The organism is Rhodoferax potami (genome assembly GCF_032193765.1).
Lineage (GTDB): Bacteria > Pseudomonadota > Gammaproteobacteria > Burkholderiales > Burkholderiaceae_C > Allorhodoferax > Allorhodoferax potami.
In genome coordinates, this window is the sequence record NZ_JAVBIJ010000001.1 from 501,388 (window position 1) to 525,644 (window position 24,257).

At 60.0% G+C, this 24,257-nt stretch carries 24 protein-coding genes; 8 read left to right on the top strand and 16 right to left on the bottom strand.

From position 1 onward, the window contains the following. Nucleotide 1: 1 nt before the first annotated feature. On the top strand, nt 2-1,177 hold the full coding sequence (locus RAE21_RS02420; protein ID WP_313879980.1) for a serine hydrolase domain-containing protein: 1,176 nt from the start codon (nt 2-4) through the stop codon (nt 1,175-1,177). 113 nt (nt 1,178-1,290) lie between these two features. On the opposite strand, the gene RAE21_RS02425 is transcribed toward RAE21_RS02420, so the two are convergent. The 4 genes from RAE21_RS02425 to RAE21_RS02440 form a co-directional block, all read right to left on the bottom strand. Then, entirely contained in the window at nt 1,291-2,337 is a 1,047-nt protein-coding gene (locus RAE21_RS02425) for an NADP-dependent oxidoreductase (RefSeq protein ID WP_313879981.1), read from the bottom strand. Nucleotides 2,338-2,407: 70 nt separating this feature from the next. Next, complete coding sequence (locus RAE21_RS02430) at nt 2,408-2,956, bottom strand: DUF1003 domain-containing protein (RefSeq protein WP_313879982.1); 549 nt, start codon at nt 2,954-2,956, stop codon at nt 2,408-2,410. 49 nt (nt 2,957-3,005) lie between these two features. After that, nucleotides 3,006-3,626 carry a YitT family protein gene (locus RAE21_RS02435; protein ID WP_313879983.1) on the bottom strand — a complete coding sequence of 207 codons (621 nt, stop codon included), beginning with the start codon at nt 3,624-3,626 and terminating at the stop codon, nt 3,006-3,008. A 13-nt stretch (nt 3,627-3,639) separates the two neighbouring features. After that, nucleotides 3,640-4,146, bottom strand: coding sequence for a hemerythrin domain-containing protein (locus RAE21_RS02440; protein WP_313879984.1), 507 nt, complete (start codon nt 4,144-4,146; stop codon nt 3,640-3,642). Nucleotides 4,147-4,247: 101 nt separating this feature from the next. On the opposite strand from RAE21_RS02440, the gene RAE21_RS02445 reads away from it, so the two are divergent. Beyond that, a complete protein-coding gene (locus tag RAE21_RS02445) occupies nt 4,248-4,988 on the top strand; it encodes a 2OG-Fe dioxygenase family protein (RefSeq protein WP_313873712.1) in 741 nt (246 codons plus the stop codon). A gap of 69 nt (nt 4,989-5,057) precedes the next feature. Here RAE21_RS02445 and RAE21_RS02450 read toward each other — a convergent pair whose 3' ends face one another. Further along, nucleotides 5,058-6,284 carry an NAD(P)H-dependent flavin oxidoreductase gene (locus RAE21_RS02450; RefSeq protein WP_428983957.1) on the bottom strand — a complete coding sequence of 409 codons (1,227 nt, stop codon included), beginning with the start codon at nt 6,282-6,284 and terminating at the stop codon, nt 5,058-5,060. Nucleotides 6,285-6,420: 136 nt separating this feature from the next. Between RAE21_RS02450 and RAE21_RS02455 the strand changes: the two genes are divergently transcribed. Further along, nucleotides 6,421-7,461, top strand: coding sequence for a GGDEF domain-containing protein (locus RAE21_RS02455; RefSeq protein WP_313879985.1), 1,041 nt, complete (start codon nt 6,421-6,423; stop codon nt 7,459-7,461). A 24-nt stretch (nt 7,462-7,485) separates the two neighbouring features. Here RAE21_RS02455 and bktB read toward each other — a convergent pair whose 3' ends face one another. Then, nucleotides 7,486-8,673, bottom strand: a complete 1,188-nt coding sequence (gene bktB, locus RAE21_RS02460) for a beta-ketothiolase BktB (protein WP_313879986.1) — start codon at nt 8,671-8,673, stop codon at nt 7,486-7,488. A 181-nt stretch (nt 8,674-8,854) separates the two neighbouring features. On the opposite strand from bktB, the gene ppk2 reads away from it, so the two are divergent. Beyond that, entirely contained in the window at nt 8,855-9,751 is an 897-nt protein-coding gene (gene ppk2 / locus RAE21_RS02465) for a polyphosphate kinase 2 (RefSeq protein WP_313882636.1), read from the top strand. On the opposite strand, the gene RAE21_RS02470 is transcribed toward ppk2, so the two are convergent. Together RAE21_RS02470 and RAE21_RS02475 are read right to left on the bottom strand one after the other, a co-directional pair. After that, nucleotides 9,748-10,512 carry an SDR family NAD(P)-dependent oxidoreductase gene (locus RAE21_RS02470; RefSeq protein ID WP_313879987.1) on the bottom strand — a complete coding sequence of 255 codons (765 nt, stop codon included), beginning with the start codon at nt 10,510-10,512 and terminating at the stop codon, nt 9,748-9,750. The genes ppk2 and RAE21_RS02470 overlap by 4 nt on opposite strands. A 90-nt stretch (nt 10,513-10,602) precedes the next feature. Next, entirely contained in the window at nt 10,603-11,322 is a 720-nt protein-coding gene (locus tag RAE21_RS02475) for a GntR family transcriptional regulator (RefSeq protein WP_313879988.1), read from the bottom strand. 100 nt (nt 11,323-11,422) lie between these two features. On the opposite strand from RAE21_RS02475, the gene RAE21_RS02480 reads away from it, so the two are divergent. Genes RAE21_RS02480 through RAE21_RS02495 form a run of 4 tightly spaced genes read left to right on the top strand, consistent with a single transcriptional unit; the run spans nt 11,423 to nt 14,863 of the window. Continuing rightward, a complete protein-coding gene (locus RAE21_RS02480) occupies nt 11,423-12,577 on the top strand; it encodes an LLM class flavin-dependent oxidoreductase (RefSeq protein ID WP_313879989.1) in 1,155 nt (384 codons plus the stop codon). A 43-nt stretch (nt 12,578-12,620) separates the two neighbouring features. Next, nucleotides 12,621-13,532 carry an aldo/keto reductase gene (locus RAE21_RS02485; RefSeq protein WP_313879990.1) on the top strand — a complete coding sequence of 304 codons (912 nt, stop codon included), beginning with the start codon at nt 12,621-12,623 and terminating at the stop codon, nt 13,530-13,532. Between the two features lie 24 nt (nt 13,533-13,556). Beyond that, complete coding sequence (locus RAE21_RS02490; protein WP_313879991.1) at nt 13,557-14,087, top strand: flavin reductase family protein; 531 nt, start codon at nt 13,557-13,559, stop codon at nt 14,085-14,087. Beyond that, on the top strand, nt 14,084-14,863 hold the full coding sequence (locus RAE21_RS02495) for a sulfite exporter TauE/SafE family protein (RefSeq protein ID WP_313879992.1): 780 nt from the start codon (nt 14,084-14,086) through the stop codon (nt 14,861-14,863). The genes RAE21_RS02490 and RAE21_RS02495 overlap by 4 nt, the downstream gene beginning before the upstream one ends. A gap of 46 nt (nt 14,864-14,909) precedes the next feature. Here the strand turns inward: RAE21_RS02495 and RAE21_RS02500 are convergent, their stop codons facing one another. The 8 genes from RAE21_RS02500 to recJ all read right to left on the bottom strand — a co-directional run bounded on the left by RAE21_RS02500 (nt 14,910) and on the right by recJ (nt 24,254). After that, nucleotides 14,910-15,752, bottom strand: a complete 843-nt coding sequence (locus RAE21_RS02500; RefSeq protein WP_313879993.1) for a carbohydrate ABC transporter permease — start codon at nt 15,750-15,752, stop codon at nt 14,910-14,912. Beyond that, on the bottom strand, nt 15,749-16,549 hold the full coding sequence (locus RAE21_RS02505) for a carbohydrate ABC transporter permease (protein ID WP_313882637.1): 801 nt from the start codon (nt 16,547-16,549) through the stop codon (nt 15,749-15,751). The genes RAE21_RS02500 and RAE21_RS02505 overlap by 4 nt, the downstream gene beginning before the upstream one ends. A 197-nt stretch (nt 16,550-16,746) precedes the next feature. Next, complete coding sequence (locus tag RAE21_RS02510) at nt 16,747-18,012, bottom strand: ABC transporter substrate-binding protein (RefSeq protein ID WP_313879994.1); 1,266 nt, start codon at nt 18,010-18,012, stop codon at nt 16,747-16,749. A gap of 57 nt (nt 18,013-18,069) precedes the next feature. Then, nucleotides 18,070-19,146 carry an ABC transporter ATP-binding protein gene (locus tag RAE21_RS02515; RefSeq protein ID WP_313879995.1) on the bottom strand — a complete coding sequence of 359 codons (1,077 nt, stop codon included), beginning with the start codon at nt 19,144-19,146 and terminating at the stop codon, nt 18,070-18,072. A 95-nt stretch (nt 19,147-19,241) separates the two neighbouring features. After that, nucleotides 19,242-20,390: a Gfo/Idh/MocA family protein gene (locus RAE21_RS02520; protein WP_313879996.1), complete on the bottom strand. Its 1,149-nt coding sequence runs from the start codon at nt 20,388-20,390 to the stop codon at nt 19,242-19,244. Between the two features lie 192 nt (nt 20,391-20,582). Continuing rightward, nucleotides 20,583-21,596, bottom strand: coding sequence for a transporter (locus RAE21_RS02525; RefSeq protein WP_313879997.1), 1,014 nt, complete (start codon nt 21,594-21,596; stop codon nt 20,583-20,585). A 58-nt stretch (nt 21,597-21,654) separates the two neighbouring features. After that, nucleotides 21,655-22,548, bottom strand: coding sequence for an NUDIX hydrolase (locus RAE21_RS02530; RefSeq protein WP_313879998.1), 894 nt, complete (start codon nt 22,546-22,548; stop codon nt 21,655-21,657). Next, a complete protein-coding gene (gene recJ, locus RAE21_RS02535; protein WP_313879999.1) occupies nt 22,545-24,254 on the bottom strand; it encodes a single-stranded-DNA-specific exonuclease RecJ in 1,710 nt (569 codons plus the stop codon). The genes RAE21_RS02530 and recJ overlap by 4 nt, the downstream gene beginning before the upstream one ends. Nucleotides 24,255-24,257: the final 3 nt, after the last annotated feature.

The window sequence follows — 24,257 nt, forward strand, 5'->3', positions numbered from 1 at the left end:
GGTGGCCACCACGCCCGATACCGGGTTTGACGCGCCTGCCTTGGAATCCCTCGGTCGGGTGCTGCAAGCCGAGGTAGACAAAGGCCGCTTGCCCGGTGCGGTGGCCCTGATTGCCCGGCGGGGCCAGACCGCGTTGCACCGTGCCTGGGGCCAGCAAAATCCGGCGGATGGCACGCCCATGGCTGTGGATAGTATTTTTCGCATCTACTCCATGACCAAGCCGCTGGTGTCGGTGGCGATCATGCAACTGGTCGAGCGCGGGCAACTGCTGCTCAGCGACCCTATGGGCCAGCACTTGAGCGAGTTTGCGGTGGTGCCGGTGGACGACGGCCACACCCCGGCGCCACGCGCACCTGCCCGGGAGCCCACGGTGCAAGACCTGTTGCGCCACACCTCCGGCTTGACCTACGAGATATTGGGCGACGACGCCATTCAGCAGCGTTATGCGGCTGCCGGGCTAGGCACCCGCCAGCTCAGCAACACCGGCTTTTCGCACGCTTTGGCCGCCATACCCTATCGCTACGAGCCGGGCAGCATCTGGCAATACAGCCGGGCCACCGACCTGCTGGGTGCTTTGCTGGAGCGGGTCACCGGCCAGCCGCTGGGCGACTATTTGCAGGCCCACATCCTGGGGCCCCTGGGGATGGTGGATACCGCGTTTGTGGTTCCGCCCGACAAGCACCACCGCATTGCCGAGCCCTTTGCCAACGATCCCGATGGTGGCCAGCAAATGCCCTTGATGGATCTGCGCAGAACCACGCCCATGCAGGCGGGCGGTGCGGGGTTAGGTTCCACCGCGGCGGATTACGCGCGCTTTTTGCAGTGCATGTTGGGTGGAGGCACCTTGGACGGTGCGCGCATCCTGAGCCCGGCTTCGGTGCGCTTGATGACTGCTGACCACCTGGGCGATATTCCGGTCAACCGCAGCGGCCGCGCTGCGGAGCTGCTGCCGCCGGGCCACGGCTTTGGCTTGGGCTTTGCCGTGCGGCTGCAAGAGGGCTTGGGCAGCCAGCTGGGCAGCAAGGGCATGTATTACTGGAGCGGCATCTCCGGCACCGTGTTTTTTGTGGACCCTGCCAAAGACTTCTTCGCGATCCTGCTCACCCAGGCACCTAACCAGCGCAGCTGGTACCGGCCGCTGTTCCGCAACCTGGTGTACGCCGCGTTGAACGACTGAGCCTAAGCTCACGGGGCTAGATTCACCTATAAAAAAGTGCCTCTAGCCCCCTATTTCATTGCGCAGATAGCTATAAAAATAATAGCAATCCGCTTTTGCTGCCGACGACGTGATCAGCCCTTGGCGACTTCCAGCACCAGCTTGCCGAAGTTCTCGCCGTTAAACAGCTTGAGCAGCGTCTCGGGGAAGGTCTGCAGGCCCACCACCACGTCTTCCTTGCTCTTCATGCGGCCGTCTTTCAGGTAGCCGGCCATTTCGGCCACGGCCAAGTGGTAGCGGTCGGCGTAGTCGAACACCACGATGCCTTCCATACGCGCGCGGTTCACCAGCAGGCTCAGGTAGTTCTTGGGGCCTTGCACGGCTGTCGTGTTGTTGTACTGGCTGATGGCGCCGCAGATGATGATGCGGGCCTTGCGGTTGATGCGGGTCAGCACATCGTCCAGGATTTCGCCGCCCACGTTGTCGAAGTAAATGTCGACGCCGGACGTGCAGTGCTCTTTCAGGCCTGCGCGCACGGCGCCGGGGCCGGCCTTGTAGTCTATGCAAGCATCAAAGCCCAGTTCCTTGACCACCCATTCGCATTTGGCGGGGCCACCGGCAATACCCACTACGCGCAAGCCCAAAATCTTGGCCACCTGGCCGACGGTTTGGCCCACTGCACCCGCAGCACCAGAAATGACGATGGTTTCGCCTGCCTTGGGTTGGCCCACGTCCATCAGGCCGAAATAGCCGGTCATGCCGGGCATGCCCAGCACATTGAGCCACTGGGTCAGGGTGCCGGCGCGCAGGTCGATCTTGACCAGGCCGTTGCGCTTCATCTCGTCTTTGGCAATCGTGATGTATTCCTGCACACCAAAGCCTGCGCTCACATAGTCGCCCACGGCGAACTTGTCGTTCTTGCTAGCCACCACCACGCCCACGCCGCCAGCGCGCATGACTTCGCCAATGCCCACCGGCGGGATATAGCTCTTGCCTTCGTTCATCCAGCCGCGCATCGCGGGGTCCAGGCTCAGCGCCAAGGTTTTGAGGGTCACGCCGCCCTCGGCGGGCTCGGCCACCGGCTCGGAGGTGTGGCTCCAGTCGCTGGCTTTGGGCATGCCCACAGGGCGCGCGGCCAGGCGGATCTGGTGGTTGGTCAGGGTGGACAGGGCTTGGGTCATAGGGGCTCCGGGGGAAGGGGGTCAACAATGGTCGCGGATGGTAGCGCCGTACCGTGCGTAGCTTGGTAGCCTAGGTGACAAGCGGGGGCTTGCCGCGCAGCTCGGCCAACTGGCTCGACAGTTCTTTGACGGCCTGTGTCAGCAGCAAGAGCTCCTTGTCTTTGAGCAGGTCGATTTTTTCGTGCAGCAGCTCAATCTCCAACTCTGCTTTGACGTTGACCTCGTAGTCGCTCTCGGCATGTTTGCGGTCCAGCTCTGACTGGCGGTTCTGGCTCATCATGATGGCCGGCGCGGTGTAGGCCGCTTGGAAAGACAGCAGCAGGTTTAGCAGGATGAAGGGGTAGGGGTCCCACGCGTGCGACCCGGTCAGCACATTGCCGGTGATCCACAGCACGATCAAGCCACTCTGGATCAAGATGAAGCGCCAAGACCCCACGGTGCGCGCCACCACGTCTGCCATGCGCTGCCCGCGGGTGGGCGGTGGCAGGTCAAAGTGCTCTGGCGCGGCGGTGACTTTTGGCGGGTGCTTGTGGCGGTGTTTGCGCCGGTGTTCACGTAGCAGGCCGAGCTGGTGTTGGTCTACCGTTGCCGGTTTGTGGGTGGTGTTATCAGTGGGCATGTGGGCCTCCGGTGGTGTGCGTTGCGGTGCCGGTGGCCTGAGCGTGCGCTCAGTGGGCCATGTAGCGGCCGGCGCGGTGGTTGGTCGCTAGGGTCTGGTTCAGGGTGATGGCGCCCAGCACACTCCACAACACATGCTGCCAATCAGTCACACCGAAAGCCAGCAGCACGATGGTGCAGTCCAGCGCCATTTGCAGGCGCCCGGCGCGCCAGCCGTATTTCTCTTGCAGGTAGAGCACCAGCACATTGAACCCACCGAGGCTGGCTTTGTGCCTGAACAAAATCAACATGCCCGTGCCCATGAGCAGGCCGCCAATGACAGCGGTGGCCGCCGGGTGCAGGTGCTCAAAGCCCACCCACTGCGGCATCAGGTTGGTCAGGCCCGCCAGCAAGGCTACCGCCATGAAAGTCTTGACGGTAAACACCCGCCCCATGCGCTGGTAGGCCAGTGCGTAAAACGGCAGGTTGATCGCGAAAAAGATCAACCCGAAATTCGAGCCCGTGGCGTAGTGCAGCCAAAAGGCCACCCCTGCCGTGCCACCGGTCAGCAGGCCGACCTGTTTGAACATCAAGACCCCCAGCGCCACAAAAATGGTGCCGGTCAAAAGGGCTTGCAGGTCTTCAGTGGGGCGGTGACGCAGGTCGGTGGTGCTGTCAGGGGTTTGGGGCATCGGGCGAGTGTAGTCAGGCGGTGGCGGTGTCCGAGCAGGTAGCGCCGCCACAGCCATGAATCTCCGTTTGCGGCAAACGGTCCGGTTGGGCGAGCGCCCCGGTCGCCGGGTCGTAACCTGCCGAACGCAAGTGCAATGCCAGGGATGCATCCATGCTCTGCGCATGTTGCGGAAACCAGATGCCCAGCTCATCGGCCATCTGCCGCACCACCGCGAGGTCGCCGCCGTGTCCTCGGGCTTCGCCTTCGCGCATCACCTGCAGCACCACTTTGTGCTGGGTGGCGTGGCAGTTGCTGGCGGCAAAGCCGGTGGCGCGCATCCACTCGTCTTCGCGGTTGAAGTGCTCTTGGGTGTGGGCAATCAGCGCCGACCACAAGGGCAACAGCATGTCATCGTCAGCCAGCACCACGCGCTCCAGCAGGTCTGCAAACTCCTGGTGTACTTCGTCCATCACGGGCATGTCGAGTACCAGGGCATCGGTCCAGGCGAGGGTGGCAGGGGCGGTAAGGGTTTCGGTCATCGGGCTTCTCCTTGATCGGGCCCAGCATAGGGGCCGCAGGCCTTGGACGTATTGACCCACATCAGGCGGCGGCATCACAGGGCGGTTGATAATCTTGCGCTATGACCATTTCCTTCCAGCCTCCCCTGATTGCCCGCCCCGCCGACCTGGGCGCCACCCTGTTTCGCCAGGGCTACGCAGTAGTGGGTGCGTCGCAAGTCGCAGGCTTGTCCGGCGTGCCGCTGGACGCCATGCTGGGTTGGTGCGACGGCTGGAATGACCTGCCGCCCGACAACTACCTCAAGGACGGTGGCCGCTACCGCCGCCGCCGCCATTCCTGCTTTGTGCTTGATAGCCATGGCGTGACCCAGGCACCTCACCGTCCGCACTGGCAGCCCCTGTCTTACAACGCGCTGCACGGCGGTATGCAGCGCCACTTTGAGCCCATGGACAGCAGCGTCACAGCGCAAGCGCCTTGGCAGCAGCTATTGGCTTGGCTGGGCCGGGTGGCAGATGATTTGAAGGGCCCGCACACCTGGTTTGCCGAGGCGCATCAGTTCCGCATCGACACCACCGATGGCATTGGCCGCCCTACGCCCGAGGGCGCGCACCGCGATGGGGTGGACCTGGTGGCGGTGTTCATGGTGGCCCGTGATCGTGTGAAGGGGGGCGAGACCCGCGTGTTTGAGGCCGATGGCCCCAACGGCCAGCGCTTTACGCTGAGTGAGCCCTGGTCACTGCTGCTCTTGGATGATGAGCGTGTCATCCACGAGTCCACACCGATCCAGCCTTTGGCCGAGGGCGGCTACCGCGACACCTTGGTGGTGACCCTGCGCGCCGGTGGGTTCCAGGGCGAGGCGTAAAGGGTTTTGGTCCTATAGCGCTCGCCGAAAATGCGCGAGTAGCTCCTGAATTGATAGCGTAATCGCTGCTTATGCCGCTGCGCCTGCCATGCCGGGCGTCAGCAAGCGCTGCATGAGCTCGCGCACCGTTTTGATCTGGTCGCCAAAAGGCAGGCGGCCGGCACCCCGGAAGAACAGGCCTTTTTTCACATCGCCGCGCAGCGCAGCCGCCAACTGGTTGTCGATGCAAAACTGGCCCCAGCCCGGCAAACCATCGCGCAGGCCACATTGGCCCAGGCAGTCAAAGCTTTTGGTGCAGCGGCTCTTGGCGTGGGCCACAGCCTGCAGCTTGGGCTCGATCTTCATATAGGCGCGCAACCAGGGCGTGCCCACCGCGCGGGCGGGCAGGCCTGCCACGCTGGTGAATTCGACCATGTCTTCCTCGCGTGCTTCGGCCAGCACCCGCTTGAATTCGGCGTGGGCGTCACTCTCTTCGGTCACTGCAAACGCGCTGCCGAGTTGCACCGCGTCGGCGCCCAAGGCCTGCAAGCGTGCAATGTCTTCATGGCTGCGGATGCCGCCGGCGGCAATCAACGGGATATGTTGCTCGTAGCCCGCGTCTTTGAAAAACTGGCGCACTTGGGGAATCACGTTCTCAAAGTCAAACCGGGTGTCCTGCAAGTCGGCGATCTTGGCAGCGCCCAAGTGGCCACCGGCCAGGCGCGGGTGCTCGATCACGATGGCATCCGGCAAGCGCTTTTTGCGCTCCCATTTTTTGACGAGCAGTTGCACACCCCGCGCGTCGGAGAGGATGGGAATCAGCGCTGCCTTGGGGTGGTCTTTGGCTAGGTCCGGCAAATCCAGCGGCAAGCCGGCACCCACCACCACGGCGTCAATGCCGGCTTCCAGGGCGCGGGTCACGTTGGCGGCGTATTCGCTCACCGCCCGCATCACGTTGATGGCGAGCAGGCCTTTGCCGCCAGTGCGCTCGCGGGCGGCTTTGATCTCGCGATCAATGGCCTCCAAGTTGGCGGCGTTGATGCCGGCTTTGGCTTCTTCACCGGGCGCCAGCTCGCGGGTCCGGTCCATCAGGTCCGGGTGGTGGCGGCGCAAATCCACGCTGGAGAGCGTTCCCACCCCGCCTGCGGCTGCGACGCTGCCAGCCAAGCGGTTGCCGGAGATCCCGATGCCCATGCCACCCTGCACCACGGGCAACAGCGTCCGCCCCGCAATCTGCAAAGCCTTGAGGCCGCTTTGGTGCAGCAGGTGGAGGGCTTCTGGGGGCATATCAGGGCTTTGCTGCTTGGTGTTGCTCATGGGCTGGTCTAAGATGGTGGTGGTTCTGCAAGCGCGCAGCTTAGGTTCTGGGCGTTGGTGCAGGTTTGCGCTGGGTCAAACTGCAGTGCGATCGGGTGTTGGAACCGGACAACTACAAGAATTGGGTTGAAACCTCATGAATGCTTTGGTGCAAGGTCTCGCTGCGTTGGGCGGTTTGCGGGATCGCGATACGTTAGACACGGAGCTGGTGCGCTTGGTCGTGCGGCATGCCGGATTGGGTGTGACGCGCGCAGACTTGATTCGCGTGTTGGGCGATGGCGATGAGCAACGTTGCCTGGCGCTGGCCACCATGCGACATGACCAAGATCAACCGACCCATGATGTGTTGTGGTCGGACTGGACCCAATTGCCTCATTTGATGGACTTCCCCCTGCGTGTGCGCGCCTTCGAGAAAGGTCGTGCGGTGCAAGAAGAGCAGCCCGCACCCGTGGCCGTACTGCCGATGGGGACCCTGGATGGCTTGCGTATTTTGCTCGAGGTCACCTCCGCCAAACCCCTGTCCCCCAGACGCGTGGATTTGCTGCAAAGCGTACTGCTGGCCTATCAGAATTTGTTGGGCTTGCTGGATTACGGCGAGCGCGATTCACTCACCGAGTTGTTGAACCGCAAGACCTTTGATGGCGCTTTTTTCAAAGCCACGGCCGATAACAGCAGCACCCCGCCTGAGGGCGTGGATGAGCGGCGCGAGTCGGGCCGGATTGCCGGCGGCGTTTGGCTGGCGGTGCTTGATATTGATCATTTCAAGCGGGTCAACGATACCTATGGCCACTTGATCGGGGATGAAGTGCTGTTGCTGCTCGCCCGCCTGATGCGCAACAACTTCCGGTTTTACGACCAGCTCTACCGATTCGGTGGCGAGGAGTTTGTGGTGCTAATGCGCTGCGACGATGCCAGCCACGCTGAAATCGCCTTGGAGCGCCTGCGATTGCGGGTGAGCGATTTCGCGTTCCCGCAGGTGGGCTCGATCACGGTGAGCATCGGGGTCTCGCAGTTACTGCCCAATGACACGCCCAGCAGCGCGTTCGGCCGGGCCGACAAGGCGGTGTACTACGCCAAAGAGCATGGCCGTAACCGCTTGTGCAACTACCAGCTTCTCGTGGCCGAGGGCCAGCTCACCGAGCAAGCCGCCGACGAGATGGATGTGGACCTGTTCTAAGCGGTCCACACTCCGGGTGCCGGCTTAGCGGTCGCGCTCAAAAATGGCGGCAATACCTTGGCCGCCACCAATGCACATGGTCACCAGCGCATAGCGGCCATTGATGCGCTCCAGCTCATACAAAGCCTTCACGGTAATCAAGGCGCCAGTTGCCCCAATAGGGTGGCCCAGCGAGATGCCCGAGCCATTGGGGTTGACCTTGGCAGGGTCCAGGCCCAAATCTTTGGTGACGGCGCAGGCCTGGGCCGCAAAGGCTTCGTTGGCTTCGATCACATCGAGGTCATTCACGGTCAAGCCGGCTTTTTGCAATGCCAGCTTGGTGGCGGGCACCGGGCCGATGCCCATGTATTGGGGGTCGACGCCGGCGTGGGCGTAGGCCACGAGGCGAGCCAGTGGCTTGAGGCCGCGGGCCTGGGCCACGCTTTTTTCCATCAACACCACGGCAGCGGCGGCGTCATTGATGCCCGAGGCGTTGCCTGCGGTCACAGTGCCGTTTTCCTTGATGAAAACGGGTTTCAGCTTGGTCATGTCTTCGAGCTTGCAGTCGGGGCGGAAGTGCTCGTCGGTGGCGTAGGCTACTTCGCCTTTTTTGCTCTTGAGCATGACGGGGGTGATCTGGCTGGTGAAGTAGCCGGCAGCGGTGGCCTTTTGGGCGCGCTGGTGGCTCTCCACCGCCAAAGTGTCCTGCGTTTCGCGGCTGATCCCCCACTTGGCGGCAATGTTCTCCGCGGTTACACCCATGTGGATGGTGTGGAACGGGTCATGCAGGGCGCCGATCATCATGTCGACCATCTTGGTGTCACCCATGCGGGCGCCCCAGCGCATGTTGAGGCTGGCAAACGGTGCGCGGCTCATGTTTTCAGCGCCACCGCCGATGGCCACATCGGCATCGCCCAACAAAATGCTTTGGCTGGCGTTGACGATGGCTTGCAAGCCCGAGCCGCACAGGCGGTTCACGTTGTAGGCCGGTGTCTCTTGTGCGCAGCCACCGTTGATGGCGGCGACGCGGCTGAGGTACATGTCCTTGGGTTCGGTGTTCACCACATGGCCGAACACCACATGGCCCACGTCCTTGCCTTCGACGTTGGCGCGGGCGAGCGACTCGCGCACCACCTGGGCGGCCAGGTCGGTAGGTGGAATGTCTTTGAGGCTGCCACCAAAGGTACCAATGGCGGTGCGCACAGCGCTGACGACGACGACTTCACGGGACATACAAGGCTCCTCTATCAATAAGGGTGGGTGCAGCACGCAGTGTGCGCGGCTTGCAATACAGCCATCTTACGACCGGAGGTGGTCATGGTTTTGTCATGAAATTGACATTAGAGGGACCTACCCTCAGAGTGTCAAAAATCTGCCCGTTCAGGAGTTGCCCGTGAGTTCCAGTGAAGAAGAAATGATCCGTCGCATCCGCAGCGACATGTTGGACAGCTATGACGAAGAGCTGGAAATGGAGCTCGACGACCACAACCAGGACGAGCTGGCCGATGGCTTAAGCCCCGAGCTGAGCGCGGAGCAAAAGAACGACCGCCGCACCTATTTCCGTGAGCTGTTCCGCATGCAAGGCGAGCTGGTCAAGCTGCAGGACTGGGTGGTCGCCACCGGCCACAAGGTGGTGGTGATTTTTGAAGGCCGCGATGCGGCCGGCAAGGGCGGCGCCATCAAGCGCATTACCCAGCGCCTCAACCCCCGTGTGTGCCGGGTCGCCGCATTGCCCGCCCCCAACGACCGCGAACGCACCCAGTGGTACTTCCAGCGCTATGTGAGCCACTTGCCGGCTGCCGGCGAAATCGTGTTGTTTGACCGCAGCTGGTACAACCGCGCGGGTGTCGAGCGCGTCATGGGTTTTTGTAATGACGAGCAGCTCGAAGAGTTCTTCCGCACCGTGCCCGAGTTTGAAAAGATGCTGGTGCGCTCAGGCATCCAGGTCATCAAATACTGGTTCTCCATTTCGGATGAAGAGCAGCACACCCGCTTTTTGGGCCGCATTCACGACCCGCTCAAGCAGTGGAAGTTGAGCCCCATGGACCTGCAATCCCGCGTGCGCTGGGAGGCCTACACCCATGCCAAAGAAGCCATGCTGGAGCGCACCCACATTCCTGAGGCGCCCTGGTGGGTGGTGCAGGCCGTCGATAAAAAGAAGGCCCGCTTGAACTGCATTCACCATCTGCTGAGCCAGATGCCCTACGAAGAAATCCCTCACCCTCCGGTGGAGCTGCCAGAGCGGATCCGCCACCAGGATTACGAGCGCCACCCGGTACCCGCCGAGATGTACGTGCCGGCGATTTACTAACCTCGCACATCCGCCACCGGTTGTTCGCCGAAATCCGGGCGGGCCAGGTAGGCCAGCACGCGGCCTGCGGCCTCTTCGGGGCTGGTGAGCTGGCCATTGGTTTTCAGGCCTTCAAAGCTGCCCCGGTCGGGAAAGTTCGCCGCATCCGCGCCGCGCAGCTGGACTTGCATGTCGGTGTCTATCACCCCCGGCGCGAGCGAGCAGACTTTTGCGCCGTTGGTCATCAAGGCTTCGTCCATGGCTAGGCAGCGGGTGAAATGGTCCATGCCGGCTTTGGCCGCGCAGTAGCCGGCTTGCGAGGCCATGGCCCGGCGGCCGAGGCCGGACGAAACATTCAGGACCTTGCGAGCCCCCTCCCAGTTTCGGGTGGCCCCGAGGAATGCCGCGCACAGCTGCATCGGCGCTTCCAGACCCACCCGCAACGCATGGGCCAGGTCTGCAGGGCTGCTGTCCCGCAGCGGCACCAGCGCGGGGATGACACCTGCGTTGTTGATCAGAGTGGCGCTGGCAAATAGCACCGGGTCTTGGCTGCCCAGCCAGTCTTGCAGCTGCCGCGCAGCCACTGCGCCATCCGCCAGATCTACCGGCCATTGGGTCAGTGCCGCACCGGCTTGCACGGCTGCGGCCTGCAAGGTGGGCTGGGTGTTACGCGACAGGCACAGCAAATTGTGACCCGGCTGCAGCAGCAGCTGCGCCATGGCCAAACCCATGCCACGGGAGGCGCCGGTCAGGATGTAGAGGTGTTGCACTGGGGTCGACATCAGTTTTGGATTTGCTATCTAATTGGTAGCGCTTGGTCCAATAAATAAAGGGACTAGAGCACTATTTAACGATTGAAATATTTCAGCAGCTTATTGGCTCAGACGTGAGGAGTAGCGGCACACCGAAGGGTCAAACCAAGTTTGTGAAAACTCCGCAATGGTATTGGCAGCCGTCCAAGAAGTACGTTCGATAAAGCCAGCGTACTCGTCAGCTAGGCGGCCGTAAGGAGGGAGGGACCATGTTGGCGACGGTGCGGCACTCACGTGGTCTTCAACACGGGATATCCATGTGCCAAAGCGTTCTTGGTAGAACAGATACATTGAGTCCCCTAAATCTGCCGCGGTAAGCACCGGGCAGTCGCTTGCATCGAACCAAATTTCTTCAAGAGCTGCAGGCACCTGACTCAAAAATCGCAAACGACGCACGCGCCACACTTTGCTTGTCGGGTTGCTCCCGAATACGGGGACGTAGGTTGGGCGGGCTAATTTGCAGACATCCAGAATGTGTGCCGTCGGCAGGCCTGGGCCCGTGTGCAATTCCAGCCGGAAGAGTTCATAAATTTGTTGGGTGCCCGCCACCTGCTTGACATAGGTGCCTGAGCCTTGTTTGCGTTCCAGCACGCCTTGATCTGACAGTAGCGCCAACGATTTGCGCAGGGTGCCGACAGCCACATTCAAGGTCTCTGACAGCTCTGCCTCGGTGGGTAAGCGTTCGCCCTCGCGCCAATAGCCCGCTTTGATCTGGCGGGCCAAAAGCTCAGCGATTTGCAGATAGATAGGTAGCGGCTTGGCAGGTATGGATTCGGGCATGCCGCGCAGTATGACAAATGCGGCTTGCGTCGGTGGAAACCCTCATTGGTAATTTGTTCAAGTCATATACTATTCATTCATGTTTAAAGCGAGGTGATTCATGAGCGTTGTTCCCGTCAAAGGCGCAGACATCGAGGGCGCAGAGGTAGCATGGTTTGCGCCACTGTGCTCGGACGACTTCCGGGTATTGGGCGTTCCAGACGGTCAGTTGCGAAGCAGCTGGAGCAACACCCGTGATATCGCGTTGCGAGCTGACCAACTGGGCTTTCGCAACATCTTGTGCCCGTCGTCATACCAGGTAGGACAAGACACCCTGAGCTTTGTCGCAGCGATGGCGCCGCATATCAAGAACATGAATATGTTGGGAGCCATTCGTTGCGGCGAAATGCAGCCTGCCATGCTGGCACGCACGGTGGCAACACTTGATCACATGCTGGAAGGGCGCCTGACCCTGAATGTGATTTCCTCCGACTTTCCAGGCGAAACCGCTGACAGTGCTTATCGCTACCGCCGTAGCTGGGAGGTCGTGGAGATTCTCAAGCAGGCGTGGACGCAGGACACCATCAATTACGAAGGCCAAATTTACAACATCAAAGGGCTATCCACAGACCCGGTGCGTCCTTATCAAACAGGCGGCCCTTTGCTGTATTTCGGTGGCTATAGCCCTGATGCCTTGGCCCTGTGCGGTGCCCACTGTGACACTTATTTAATGTGGCCTGAACCCAAAGAGGTGTTGGCTCAACGCATGCGGGACGTGCATGCTCAAGCGGCCCAGCATGGGCGTTTGCTCGACTACGGCCTACGCGTACACATGATCGTGCGCGACACCGAAGCTGAAGCCCGCGAATATGCGCGAGAGCTGGTGTCGCAGCTCGACGACGATAAGGGGCGCGAGATCCGCCAGCGCGCTCTGGATGCGAAAAGTCTGGGCGTCTCTTTGCAAAGTGCCAACCGCGAGATTGCCGACGAAGAAGGCTACATCGAACCTCACCTCTGGACAGGGGTGGGCCGTGCCCGTAGTGGCTGTGGCGCGGCTCTGGTGGGCAGCGTAGACCAGGTGCTGAGCGAGATCCATGATTACATGAAGATGGGCATCCGCGCGTTCATTTTCTCGGGCTATCCCCATTTGCAAGAGTGCGAAATGTTCGGCACCAAAGTGCTGCCTCATTTACGCACTGTGTCGCTGGCACAGGAGTACGGTCGTGTGCCGGCGCAGACACCTGCGACGCCCTTGGGCAACGGCGTACGCCGTTGACCTGAATTTCCCAGCTTTTTTCAACGACTGATTTCTTGTTTCCATGAACCGTATTACTTTGCAAAACTCCCGCACCCTTAGCCAGATGGCTTACGGCGTGTGGCGCCTCTCTGAGGCCGAAGACACCAGCATCAGTGCCAATCTGGAGCGCATTGACGCATGCCTGGAGCAGGGCATCACGACTTTTGATCATGCAGACATTTACGGCGACTACCGCTGCGAGGCCTTGTTCGGTGAGGCGGTGAAAGCCCGTCCTTCCCTGCGTGACCAGATTGAGGTAGTCACCAAGACCGACATCATGTTGCTCTCTGAGCAGTGGCCAAGCACCCGAGTGAAGCACTACGACACGTCATCTGCCCATGTGTTGGCGAGTGTTGACCGGTCGTTGCAACGAATCGGAGTGGATGTGATTGATCTCCTTTTGATTCACCGCCCAGATCCCTTGTGCGACGCAGATGCACTGGGCGCCTGCTTGGATGGCCTGGTCGATTGCGGCAAAGTTCGGGGTATCGGTGTGTCCAATTACATGCCCTGGGATCTTGACTTGTTGCAGTCACGGATGAAGCACCGGCTGCAAACTAACCAGGTTGAAGTGAGCCTGCTTGCCACCACTCCTTTCATAAACGGACAGATAGCCCACGCACAACAACATCGACTGCCCGTAATGGCGTGGTCCCCTTTGGGCGGTGGTCGTCTTCATTCGCAAGCGCATCAGGCAGGGTCAGCTGCAGCCCGTTTGGCTCCTCGATTGGAGCAACTGGCGAAGGCCAGCGGAACGGACACCACGGCGGTCGCCATGGCGTGGTTAATGCATCACCCTGTGGGGGTTATGCCGGTCATGGGCAGCAACCAGCTTGTGCGTATCAAGTCATTTGATCAGGCGTTTTCCGTTCCTATGGATCGTCAAACCTGGTACGAACTGTATGAGTTGGCCAACGGGCATGAGGTGCCCTGAGCAAATCACCAGAGAAAACATCCTATGCGCCACCTTCCAGAATCCATGCCCGCGTGCTCCAAGGCCGTGCCTCTCTCAGACCCGGCTGACTTCCGGAAGGCGCTATCGTGCTTTGCGACCGGCGTTACCGTTGTGACTGCGCGTTGGAAAAGCGGTGATTGGGGAATGACCTGCAACTCCTTCGCTTCGGTGTCTTTGGAGCCGCGGTTGGTGCTATGGAGTATCCGAAAGGCGGCCAGCAGTTTGGAGGCGTTCACCCGCTCGGGCGGCTTTACCGTGAACGTTCTTTCACATGAGCAAGAAGCAACGGCCCGACAGTTTGCAACCGGAGATATGAACTCCCGTTTTGCGGGTGTTCCTGTAGAGCGCCAAAGCAGCGAGCGCCTGTGCCTTACAGACGCCATGGCTTGGTTTGATTGCTCGCTCCACCAGCTGGTGGACGCCGGGGATCACCACATTCTCATTGGGCAAGTACGGGAATTCGGGTGGCGCGATACCGCAGCCCTCGGCTTCTGGCGCAGCCAATTCGGTCAGTTTCAGACCAACACCCCATGATTCCGCTTTGGTTGCTTTTCCTGCTGGTGGGCGCAGCAGGAGGCTTCACTGCGGGCCTATTCGGCGTGGGTGGTGGTCTTGTCATAGTGCCCACCCTGTATTGGCTGTGGCGAGAGGATCCGCTGCTGGGATCGCATGTGATGCATTTTGCCGTTGCCACCTCGCTGGCCTGCATCGTAGTGACTTCGGTGACCAGCAGTTGGACCCACTGGCGTGCAGGCCGTATGCAGTTTGACCGCGCGCCTTGGCTACTGGGGGCGGTTAGTGCCGGAGCTGTTTCCGCAGTCGTACTGGCCCGATGGATGCCCACTGAGTGGCTCAAGATGGCGTTCGGGCTGTTTGCGTTGGCGACGTGCTGCATCATGTGGAAGCAGTCTGCGCAGCCTGCACAAGGGTCCCGTCCGTCGTCCGCAGAGTTATTGGGGGTAGCGGCCTTAATTGGAAATGTCTCTACCTTGCTCGGCGTAAGCGGCGGAGCGTTGACCGTGCCTTACTTCGTTCTTCGGGGGACGGATGTCCGCAAAGCGGTGGTCATTAGCTCCGCGTTGGCGATTCCGATTGCGACAATTGGAGCGATTGGCATGGGCGTAACCGGTATCAACACACCTGTTTCCTGGGGCTTTGTACACGGCCCGGCTTTTGTCGGCATCAGCCTCGTGAGTATGTTTTTTGCGAACTGGGGTGCCCGCATATCTCAGCGCATGGACAAACGGCGCCTGCAGCAGGCATTTGCCGGCTTCCTGGCGCTGGTTGCAGCACACATGCTGTTTTTCTAAATGCGCTGAGCTTCACAGCTTGTGCTCGGCCGGCGGAGAGACTGTTTCAGCCCTTCAAACCACCTTGTGTCAATCCACCAACGACACGCTCCTGGAACGCCGCAATCAACAGCGCGATCGGCACGATAGCCACAATAAGAGCCGCGGAAATGATGGGCCAAGGGAAGGTAAATTCACCTTGATACAGAGAAATCCCGACAGGCAAAGTCCGCACGGCGGGGCTGGAGTTCAGGGACAGCGCCAACAAAAATTCATCCCATGCATTGACAAATGCCAGGATACCCGCAGTGAACACTCCGGGTGCAGCCAAGGGGACGACGACTCTCCAAAGTGCACCCATGCGGGTGCAACCGTCGATCATGGCGGCGTTTTCCAGATCTCGCGGAATGCTTTGAAAAAAACTCACCAACACTAGGGTGCAGACGGGTAAATTCAGCACTACATAAGGAAGAATAAGTGCGGCGTAGGTATTGAGCCAACTTAGTGCTCGCATGGTCTCGAATATGGGTACCAGCAAGGTGACCAGTGGAAACATGCTGGAGGCCACGATGCAGGTCAGGATGAGCTGCCGGTGCTTCAGATTCAGACGAGCAATTGCGTAAGCCGCAAATGCAGACACGAGCAGCGAGAGTACGGTAGCGCCTGTGGCCACAATGACACTGTTTTTCAGGTAGTGCAGCAGGGGTTGGTCATGGAATGCCTTGACATAGTTCTCCAAGGTGGCAGCCTCCGGCCACCAAGTGATGGGTTTTTGTACCAGTTCTGTTTCTGTTTTCAGCGACGTGAAAAGGATCCACACGGCCGGGAAAAATCCGTTAAACACCACAATGCCTGCCGCGACCCAGCGCAGCGCAGCGGAGCTCCAAACAACTGGTATCGCTTTACTCATGACGCGTTCTTTCCAATGTGGTGCAAATAAAAGCCGGTCACAGCCAGCGAAATCAAAAACATAAAGACCGCCAGAGTCGATCCATAGCCGATGTCAGAGTAGTCAATGGTGTACTTGTGAATCAGCATGGCCAGGGTTTCTGTGGACTCGCCCGGGCCGCCGCGTGTCATGGTGTACGGAATGTCGAATGTTTGGAGTGCAGTGATGGTGCGGAAAATGAGTGCGACGATGATGCTGGGCATCAGCATAGGTATCGTGATTTGCCAGAACTGTTGCCAGCGGCTCGCACCATCCACCTCCGCGGCTTCGTAAAGTGAGCGCGGGATCATCTGCAAACCAGCCAGCAGAATCAATGCCATAAATGACGAAGTTTTCCAAATGACTGTGAGGCAAATAGCAGCGAACGCCCAATTGGGCTTTAACAACCAGCTCACAGATTCGTCGATCAGCCCGACTCGCTGGAACACGTCATTGACAACGCCGTAATCTGTGTTGAAAAACCAAGCGAATATCAAACCCGCAAATGACAGCGGGAGCGCCCAAGGCAGCAGCAGCGACAAACGCACAGGCCATTTGCGTTTAAAGGGCAGGTTTGCCAGCAATGCGAGTGCAAGCCCTGCGATAAGTGCGCCGGGAACTGTGATCAGGGTAATTAGCAAAGTGTTTTTGGTGGCATTCCAGAATTGAGGGTCTTGCCATACGTCAACGTAGTGAACAAAGCCGATATACGCGCCGGTCTTGTCGATGTCGAAAAAACTGTTGTAAACGAGCTTGCCGATTGGGTAGACCACGATCATGGCCAGCAATAAAAAGGCGGGTGTCAAGAGCAGGATCGCCAGCGTTTTTTCGCTCGGGTCCTTGAGTTTGGAGAGCATGGCGTGCGCTTCGGGTGAGATTGCAGGAGAGTCTTTTTCTCTGGAGAGCCCCGGGTCATATTGCATGACCCGGGGCTGGGGCGGCGCTCTCGATTTGAGATCGTTTTGCGTTGCGCGTTTCAGCGCATCAATCGACTTACACGGGCGGCAATTTCGTCCACTCCGGCTTCCGGCGTTTTAGTACGGGCAAGTACTGCGCTGGTTGTCGTCCGGATGATGTCAGACACCTGCCCATAATCTTCCACCATGGGGCGGCTTTGGGCGCCCAGCACTACGGGGAGTGCGTCTTTAAACCACGGCACTGCCTTGATGACTGCTGGATCGCTGTAGAGGCTTTGGTACACCGGAAGGATGGAGCCTTCACGGGCTACGAATGCGCTGGCCTCCTTGGACGACAAGAATTTGATCAAGTTGCCTGCAGCATCTTTGTTCTTGCCGAAGGCATTCATCGCCCATTGCCAGCCACCCATACAGGTTGCTGACTTACCGCCATTCATGGCGGGCAGAGGAATGACGCCGACATTGTTTTTCACTTTGGAGTCCGCATCGTCTTTGAAGCGGTCAAACGCAAATCCCCAGTTGATGGCAAACACCACGTTACCCGCCTTGAACTCATTCACGGTCACTGGTGTGGTGACTTCGGCAATGTTCTTTTTGACCACGCCGTCATCCATCATCTTCAGCCACATCTTTAGACCGTTGACCGCGGCGGACTTGTCCAGGGTGAGCTTGCCAGCCGCATCATTGAACTGCTTGCCTTGCCCCCAGTACGGCAATAAAAAGGTACACACAGCACCTTCAATCGGCGCACCCTGCAAGGACAGGCCTTGGAGATTCGGGTTATTTTCGGCGGCAGTAATTTTTTTGGCAGCGGCGCTCAGCTCATCCCAGGTCTTGGGTTCGGCAATACCGTGCTTAGCGAGCAAGTCCTTGCGGTAGTACATGAACATGGAGTCGCCTTGGCTGGGTAACGCCATGACCTTTCCATCCACAATGTTGGCCTGCTGGTACACCGGCAGGTAGTCGTTGCGCAGGCTGGCAGCTCCACCGACATATTTGTCCAATGGCTCAATCCAGCCTTTGCTTGCGTACTGCGCAGGGTTCACGATATCGATCATGAAAAGATCAATCGCCGAGTCTTTGGCGTTGAGGACGGTGCTCAGATACTGTCGCTGCAGTTCAGAGGTTGCACCGCCGGTTTCGATTTCCACTTTGACGTTTGGATTGGCCTTGGTGTACTGCTCAAACAACTTGGCTTGCAGGTCGGGCCGCTGGTTGGGTCCAACAAAAACCCTTAGTGTGGTTTGTTGAGCCCAACTCGCCCCGGCGAGCAGAGGGGCAGTCAGAGCGGCGGCGCCGAGTTTTAGAACCCAATTTTTATTCATCGTTGTCTCCTAGCACGATTGAAAATCACTCAAGCAGTTTGAGCGGTCGCAAAAGACTCAGAGTGCTTTCCCTGAGTCACCATCAAACAAATGCATCGCTTGCGGATCTAGATACAGCGTTTGCTGCGATCCCGCAGGCATTTTGTAACTTGCAGCGCATCGTGCGACGAGTTCCACCTGTCCGACTTGAAAGGTAACCAACGTCTCTGCACCCAGCGGCTCACTGATCACAACGGTAGACGGCACACTCAGCTCGCCTGTCACGTTTCTTGGCAAAGGAGAAATGTTTTCCGGGCGAATGCCGAATACATGCTTCCTTGCGATTTCGGCTCGTGCTGCCAGAGTCGGAGGCAGTTGCACACGGGCCCCGCCGAGATCGACCGTCCCTTCAGAAAGTGCGCACGGAACCAAGTTCATCGGTGGGCTACCGGTGAAGCCTGCAACGAACTGAGCAGCCGGCTGGTTGTAGATTTCATCCGGCGTGGCGTATTGCATTTTGTGGCCACCACTCATGACCACAATCCTGTCGGCCAAGGTCATGGCTTCCACTTGGTCGTGTGTCACATAAATGATGGTTGCGCCCAAGCGCTGGTGCAGCTTTTTGATTTCGCTGCGCATTTCGTTACGCAGTTGTGCATCCAAATTCGAAAGCGGTTCGTCAAACAAGAAAACTTTGGGTTGCCTGACAATGGCGCGCCCGATGGCCACCCGCTGTCGCTGCCCTCCTGAAAGTGCAGCGGGTCTGCGGTCCAGCATGTGGTCTATGCGTAGCAAACGCGCAGCATCCATCACGCGGCGTTTGATTTCATCCTCCGGTGTTTTGCGCAATCGCAGGCCGAAGGCCATGTTGTCATACAGGGTTTTATGGGGGTATAGGGCGTAGTCTTGAAAGACCATCGCAATATCCCGGTGGCGGGGTGGTGCATCGTTGACGCGTACACCGTCAATCAACACATCGCCGCCGCTGATGTCTTCCAGGCCCGCGATCATGCGGAGCAACGTAGACTTGCCGCAGCCTGAGGGGCCAACAAAAACCACGAACTCGCCATGGCGAATTTCCAGATCCATTCCATGAATGACTGTCGTTTTACCGTCGTAGTTTTTCTGAACGTTGTGTAGCTGGACTGAGGCCATGGGAAGACTGGTGTCGCCTCTGATGTGGATCAAAGAGCGCGTTAGAAGATGTGTGTAGGAATAATAGAGGACTTGTTGTCTCTGCCGTCTTGGGGTTAATGCTTAGAAGGTAGCCCCTTGAGCGAAAAATCACCGTCCACCAGACTGATTGCTTGCCCCGTCCGCGCAGATTCTTGCGCTGCAAGTCCCATGAGTACCGCGGCCAAGCCGTCATCGAGTCCGACCTCCACGTGTCCCTGGCCACGGACGACTGCATTGAACCGTTGGTGTTGATAGAGTGTCGAGCCGTTGTGGTCGCCCGCTGCCAATGCCACTGGATCTACCGGCACATCCAATTCCCGCGGACCCTTGGGGTTCCGTGGGCTGATCACGACTTTGGGAACGGGCGCTTCACCCAAGTTTTCCGGCCAGAATCGGCCCGGACCGGGTACAAAACACTCCACTTTTCCGTGGGGGCCAACCACGGAGATCTCCTCCTGATAACGGGATCCCTCCGCAAACATGCACAGTTCGAGCATCGCCCGTTGGCCGCCTGCAAAATCTACGATGACGTAGGCGTTGTCCAGAATGTCGGGGGTTCCCTCCGAATAGCGTTCGTCCAGGTGGTTGTGATCAACCCCGGCCGATGCGTAGACCCTGATAGGTTCGCTGCGCACCACATGGCGCATCAAGTCGAAGAAGTGGCAACATTTTTCAACCAAAGTGCCACCTGTGTAGCGGTTGAACCGGTTCCAGTCACCTACTTTCACGAGGAATGGGAACCTGTGCTCACGGATGCTCAGCATCGCAAGAGGGCCTAATGTCACTGCCTTGTGCACCTCCTCTGTAAGGCGGGTGACCGGTGGCATATACCGATATTCCATGGCGACCCAGATGGGCGCCGAGTAACTGGCGCCTAACGCGGCTAATTCGCGAACGTCGGACAGTTGGGTGCATGCCGGTTTTTCCAGAAGAACCGGCAAGGGGCGCAACGAGGCAATGGCTCGCAACTGCCCGGCGTGGCAAAAGTTAGGACTGGCAATCAGCAAACAATCGACATCGGGCGAGGTCACGACCTCTTCGAGACTGCAAGCACGCTGCGCGCCGGGGGCGAGTGCCAGGCTGGACTGCGCCATGGCTTCATCAGGCTCGAAAATTCGTGTGACCCGGGCACCCGGAAGCAATGCAATATTGCGCAAATGTTCCTGGCCCATCATGCCGCAGCCGATGATGCCGTAACGGACTTGGAGTGGATCGTTGTTCACAGAGTTGCTTTCTAAGGAAATTGGGGCGACAACGGCAGTGGATGGGGATCGGCTGCTGCGTTGTAAGTGTGGCGTGGTCGTTGTATTTCCATCCACGCAACATGAGTTAAAAGTGTGTAGGAATAATAGATGAATTGACCGGATTACCACTCGGGGTAAATGCGGATGTATGTCCGCAATGAGCGGCGTTCGCTAGTCGCGGTGTCTGCGGATCGCGATGTAGCCGGCTATCACGGTGAAGGTCACCACAATCGCCACCACCCACCAGAAGCCGTGGGGGTGTTCGGCCAGCGGGATGCCGCCCACATTCATGCCCAGCAAGCCGGTGATGATGTTGATGGGCAGGGCCAGCACCGTCACGATGGTCAGCACAAACAGGCTGCGGTTGTTGGCCTCAGCCACGCGGCCGGCAATTTCTTCCTGCAGCAGCTTGATGCGTTCTTGCAGCGCAGCCATGTCGCTCAGGGCCACGTTGAATTCTTCGGTGCTCTGGCGCAGGTCGCCCAGATCGTCTTCGCTGATCCAACCCGGTGGCTTGCGCAACAGGCGGAACAGGGCAGCCGGCTCCGGTGCCAGCAGGCGCTGCAAGCGCACTAGCAAACGCCGCAGGGCACCCAGATTGGCGCGCTTGGTCTCCAGCCGCCCGGCGAGCAACTTGTCTTCGATGTCGTCCACCCGGGCCGTGGTGTTGCGCACAATCTGGATCAGCACATCGCCTTGGTCATGCATCAGGTGCACCAGCAGTGCCACTGACGACATCAGCTTCTCGCCCCGGCGCACGGCATCGCGCAAGCGGTCGATCGAGCGCAGGGGCTGCAAGCGGGCTGTGACCACCAACTGCGGGCCGACCGAGAGCCACAAAGTAGCAATGTCGCTGGGCTCAAACGCAAAGTCGTAGTGCACATCGTTCACCACAGCGACCAAGGTGTCGTCATCGAGCTCCACGCGGGTGGAGCGCGAGCCGTCGGTCAGAGACTCATGAAACAGGTCCGAGAGCTGCAGTTGCTCTTTGATCCACTTGGCGCAGGCGGTGTGCGAGAGGTTGAAGTGCAGCCACACAAAGCCACCATCTTGCGGGGGCGTCTGGCGCAACCACTGCAAGGCTTCGCTGGTGCCGATGGGGCGGCCGGAGCCATCTGCATCAAACACAAATCCGTAGATCAGGCCGCTGGGGTCTGCACCGTAATTCTGGGCGGGTGGGGTCATCGGTGGGCGGGGCGTAGAGGCTGCTCGGGGCGAGCGCACATGGTAGCGCGTGTATGTGTCACAACAGGCCCAGGCCTTGCACCAGCGAGGCGACGGCGTCTTGTGTGAAAGCTCCGGCCTGGATTTGCTCCAGGGTTTGCGCTGCAGTCAGACACACAAAGCCCGCGACCTCGCCGTCCTGGTTGGCGGGCGCCCAGCCGTCCGCACAGGCTAGGTTGTAGACCAGCAGGGTTTCGTCGTGCCAGCCACCGGTGTCCAAGCGGGCCGTGCGCACCAGCCCGGCTTCTTGCAGGGTTCGGGTGTCTTCCAATATGGCGCCGGCCTCTTCTTGCAACTCGCGCAGGGCGCAGCCTATGGGCGACTCGCCGGCAGGCAAACCGCCCGCGGTCACGTTGTCGAGCAGGCCGGGGTCAGTGGCTTTGGTTAGCGAGCGCCGCCCGCACCACAGGCGCCCATCCGGGGTGAAACCATTGATGTGCACCGCATGGCTGCGCATGCCCAAAAAGCGAAAGCCAGCGCGCTCCACTGCCAGCAGCGGGGGCTGCCCATCGTCTGGTGGTATCAGGCAGTCGTGGTGCCAGAAGGCAAAGGCCTCGTTGCGCCAGCCGTGCACCAGGCCGCGCACATGGCACTGCGCCAGTGCGGCCTGTAATCGGGCGCTGCGCTCAGGGGCGGGTAAGGTCAGCGCGGGCCAGTGCAAGCCGGCAGTATCCCCATCAGTCTGGAAGTAACAGTCCGGCAGCAGTGTGGCCAAAAGCGCGGCGCGTTCAGGTTCCATGCGGCCGAGTTGCAAGGGCTCTGTATGGCCAGGTTCACTGAGCCAAAAGGTCTGCAGGTCAGGCGGTGGCGCAGCGCTGGCGCGGCCGGCTGCGTCTGCTAAGTAGCGGCTTTGCACCGGTGTTAGGGCGGCGGCAAATGCAGCACCAAAAGCGCGCGCGCCGGGCAGGCTCACACCTGAGCGCCTTCCACCAGAAAGCGTACACGGCGCACGCCGTTCCACTCGTCGGCATCGAGGCGGAAGGCCAGCGTGACCTTGGGCGGCAGGGGCTCGGTGTGGCCGAACCAAATGCCGTCCACCGGTTGGCCCTGGTGTTTGAGCTTGAGCGAGAGGTGTTTTTCACCCACCAAGCGTTGGGACACGACCTCGACCTCTTCGCTAAAGGTGGGGGCGGCAAAGCCTTGGCCCCACACCTCTTTGTGCAGCGCGTCTACCAGGTCTACACGGCGGTATTCGGCGGCCAGCGGGCCGTCGGTTTCCAGGCGGCGGGTCAGTGTGGCGGCGTCCAGCCATTCCTGGGCGACCTCATTCATGCCGTTCTCGAAGTCGTCAAAAAACTCTTCGGCCACGGTGCAGCCGGCCGCCATCGCGTGACCGCCGAACTTCAAGATCACGCCGGGGTAGCGCTTGGCCACCAGGTCCAGCGCGTCGCGCAAGTGAAAGCCGGGAATGCTGCGGCCCGAGCCTTTGAGCTCGTGCTCTTTGCCTTCGGCAGCGCTGGCCGCAAACACAAAGGTGGGGCGGTGTAGCTTGTCTTTGATGCGGCTAGCCACGATACCGACCACGCCTTCGTGAAAGTCGGGGTCAAAAACGCAAATCGCCGGGGGCGGCTCGTCGCCTTCGTCAAACAGGCTCTCGGCAATCGCAAAGGCCTGCTCGCGCATGTCGCCCTCAATTTCGCGTCGCTCGCGGTTGATGCCATCCAGCATTTTGGCCAGCTCGTCGCCACGGGCGGGGTCGTCTGTCAGCAGGCATTCGATGCCCAGGGTCATGTCGCTCAAACGGCCGGCGGCGTTGATGCGTGGCCCCAAGGCAAAACCGAAATCGAAGGTGGTAGCCACCTCCGCTTTGCGGCCTGCTGCTATAAAAAGGCTAGCTAATCCTGCAGGCATGGCGTGGGCGCGCACCCGTTTTAAGCCTTGGGCTACGAGGCGACGGTTGTTGGCGTCGAGCTTGACCACATCGGCCACGGTGCCCAGCGCTACCAATGGCAGCAGAGTGTCGAGCTTGGGTTGGGTAGCGGCATCAAACACACCGCGCTTGCGCAACTCCGAGCGCAGGGCCAGCAGGGTGTAAAATATCACGCCTACGCCAGCCATGGACTTGCTCTCAAACGTACAGCCCGGCTGGTTGGGGTTGACGATCACATCAGCATCGGGCAGCTGGCTGCCGGGCAAATGGTGGTCGGTGACCAGCACTTGTAGGCCCAACGCCTTGGCACGGGCGACACCGTCTACGCTGGCGATGCCGTTGTCCACGGTGATCAGCACATCGGCGCCGGATTGCTTGACCCGCTCGCTGATCGGCGCAGTCAGGCCATAGCCATCGACCACACGGTCGGGCACCAAATAGTCGACATGGCGTCCGCCCAAGAGCCGCAGGCCGCGCACGGCTACCGCACAGGCGGTGGCGCCATCGCAGTCGTAGTCGGCGACCACACAGAGTTTCAGGTTGTTGGCAAACGCATCCGCCAGCAAGGTGGCGGCCCGGTCAACGCCCAACATGCCCGAGGGGGGCAGCAGCTTGCCCAAGGCGTCATCGAGCTCGTCTTTGCCGGTGACACCGCGAGCAGCATAGAGGCGGGCCAGCAGCGGGTGCAGTCCGGCCTGCTCCAGCGCCCACGCCGCGCGGGGGGGGATGTCTCGGGGAACAATTTTCATGGG